2 protein-coding genes are annotated in these 2,956 nt (G+C 62.5%); both read left to right on the forward strand.

Annotated features, from left to right (window positions below):
* The first annotated feature begins 80 nt into the window (after positions 1-80).
* Positions 81-1,106: a tyrosine-type recombinase/integrase gene (locus ABH939_RS33070; protein WP_003943780.1), complete on the forward strand. Its 1,026-nt coding sequence runs from the start codon at positions 81-83 to the stop codon at positions 1,104-1,106.
* Positions 1,103-2,938 carry a tyrosine-type recombinase/integrase gene (locus tag ABH939_RS33075; protein ID WP_006359314.1) on the forward strand — a complete coding sequence of 612 codons (1,836 nt, stop codon included), beginning with the start codon at positions 1,103-1,105 and terminating at the stop codon, positions 2,936-2,938. The genes ABH939_RS33070 and ABH939_RS33075 overlap by 4 nt, the downstream gene beginning before the upstream one ends.
* The last annotated feature ends 18 nt before the right edge of the window (positions 2,939-2,956 follow it).

Genomic DNA, 2,956 nt, shown 5'->3' on the forward strand with positions numbered 1-2,956 from the left:
ATCATGATATGTGGGTGATCTGACGCATCCAGTGTCAGGCTGATCATGTCGGTTGTCGGCTCGATCGAGGAGGCCCCACAATGAATGCTTTCGTCCCAGCGCTGGTCCGGCCGCCTGGCGAAATTCCACGACTCGGCGAACCACTTCTCGATGAATACCTACGCTTCGTCGCTGCGAGAGCACGAACCAACACCCTCCTGGCACAGACGTTCGACCTGAAAGTCTTCTTCACCATCATCGGCAAGGAACCGACGCAGGTGAGCACCAGCGATGTACTGGCTTTCATTCAAGCGCAACGACTTCCACGCAAAGAGAATGTGGTCCGCCTCAGCGACGGCGAATCGGGACTGGCCACCTCGACCATCAAACGTCGACTGGCGTCGATCTCCGGCCTGTTCTCCTACCTCCATGAGCGTGGGCTGGTCGAGAAGAATCCCGTGCCGCGAGGCCTCTCGACCCGGTCAGGACGCTCTCACGTTCGCGGGACCCCACTGATCAGAGCGCCGCGGCGCCTCCCACGGGTACTGAGCCCCGACGAGGTCAACGCACTATTGGCCGCGCTACGCTGCGAACGAGACCGGGCGATGGTCCTGTTGATGCTGTTCGGCGGACTACGCCGATGCGAGGTGCTGGGCTTACGGATGCCCGATGTCCGACCCGGTGAGCGACGAGTGTTCGTCGCCGCCGGCAAAGGCGGCCACCAACGCATCGTCCCGGTCGCACCGACCTTCTTCGAAAGCCTCGGCCGCTATCTCGACGCCGAACGCCCGATCGACAGTGCCACCGATCATGTCTTCGTGGTCCTCAAACGTCCCAGACGCGGCAACCCGCTTTCCGCGGCCGGTCTCGATGAAATTCTCTCCGGCGCCCGAGTTCGAGGCGGGTTACCTCATGCGACATGTCACGAACTTCGACACACCTGCTTCACCCGACTCCGCGAATCGGGGATGGCGTTGGAGGCGATTCAAGCTCAAGCCGGGCACGCATCCATCGAGTCCACACGCATCTATCTGCATCTGGCCAACGACTGGCTGATCGGCGAGTATTCCAAGGCGATGGACATTCTCGACGGCATCGCCGGTGACATCCCTGGAGATGCGAAATGAGCGTTCCGACAGACTCTTTGAGAAAACCTGAGTCAACCGCGGCCCGCACATACGTTCACGCGGTCACCAATGCACATGCCCACCGAACCCGACTCCGGGCTGTCCTGCGGTTCGAGGACAGGTTCGGTGATCTCGGCGCATGGAACGCGCTACCGGTGTCGGCGCGCATGGCAGCTCCCGACATCGTGCGCGCGTTCGTTGCCTTCGCGGCCGTCTTCGAGTCGGTGGCCGTCGATGCGATCTATGTTGTGCAATCATCATCGAAATGGGGCGCCCATCTGGCCGAACGTGAACCCGTAGCTGCTTCCACATTCCGCACGCAGGCAACAAGTTTGGGATTCTGCGAGCGCGAGGCAGGGAAGATGTGGTCCAAACTCGCGCAGATCTGTGTCATCGCCGGCGCCACGACCGAGGCGCTCACCTCGGCGGAGTATGTCGCGGCCCGGGCCCAGTTTCATTCCGCCGTAGTCGCCAAGGTCGGGCGTGCACCGAAATCGTTGAACGCGCCACTCTTTGGGCTCGATGCGCTCATGTTCCATCGCGGCCAAGGACCCCGGCCACATCCGCGCAAACGCTGGGCAGCACGATCGGTGCCCGAGATCGGTTGGGACCGCGCCGAGGAGTGCGCGCCCGTCATGGTCGCTACGATGCGCCGTTACCTCGACCAGATCGGCATCAGCCTGCGGGTCTCGTCGGTGGACTGCATCGAGACCACACTGCGCCAGTTCGCCGGCCATCTGGCCACCACCAGCGACGTAGTCTGCGTCGCCGACATCGACCGCACCCACATCGAGGCCTACAAGACCTGGTTGGCGGCACGGCCGGGGTATCGCAAGAACACGAACCTGTCCAAGACCACCATCGGCATGCGCATGGGGCACCTGAGCGCGTTCTATCAACGCATCATCGAATGGGACTATCCTGATATCCCTGCCCGAGCGCCGGTCTACTCCTCGGACCGGCCGATCAAGGACAAGCCGCTACCGCGATTCCTCGACGACGGCGCCGCCGCCAAGTTCTTGACCGCAGCCCGCAACCTGCCCGACGAGTTCGGTCGCCTCGCCATCGAAATGCTCTCACGTACCGGCATGCGCAAAGGCGAACTCCTCGACCTGACAATCGATTCGGTCGTCCAGATCGGTTCCGCCTACTGGCTCCGCATCCCCGTCGGCAAGCTCCACAACGACCGGTACGTCCCCTTGCATCCCCAACTCAAAACAATGATCGACACCTGGCTCGAGCACCGACCGGACTGGCAGGACAGTCCGCTGCTCTTCACCGACCGCGGTCGTCCGATCCCGGGCACCCGAATCGACAAGGCAGTCCAATCCGCTGCTGCCGCAGCGGGAATCGGCCACGTCCACCCTCATCAGCTGCGGCACACACTCGCGACGCAGGCCATCAACCGGGGTATGAGCCTCGAGGCGATCGCCGCATTGCTCGGGCACAAGACAATGGAGATGACGATGGTCTATGCCCGAATCGCGGACCGGACCGTTGCCGACCAATACTTCTCCGTCACAGAGAAAGTCGAAGCCCTCTACAGTAAACACGAACCCGCCGTCCTGCCTGCCGAGGACGAGCCCGCCGCGATGCGCAAACTCCGCGCCGAAGCCCACCGGCGGATGCTCGGTAACGGCTACTGCGCACGCCCAGTCGAACTCGACTGCCACTTCGAGTCGATCTGCGAGTCATGCACGTTCTTCGTCACCACCATCGAGTTTCTCCCCACCCTCACCCGTCAGCGAGACGACGCCGCAGACAAGGGCCAGATCGGGCGGCAGAAGGTCTTCGACGGACTTATCCAGCGACTCGACGACACGGGCACTTGACATCGATCACCCACATAA

It is taken from the genome of Rhodococcus sp. 27YEA6, assembly GCF_044908235.1.
Taxonomy (GTDB): domain Bacteria; phylum Actinomycetota; class Actinomycetes; order Mycobacteriales; family Mycobacteriaceae; genus Rhodococcus_F; species Rhodococcus_F qingshengii.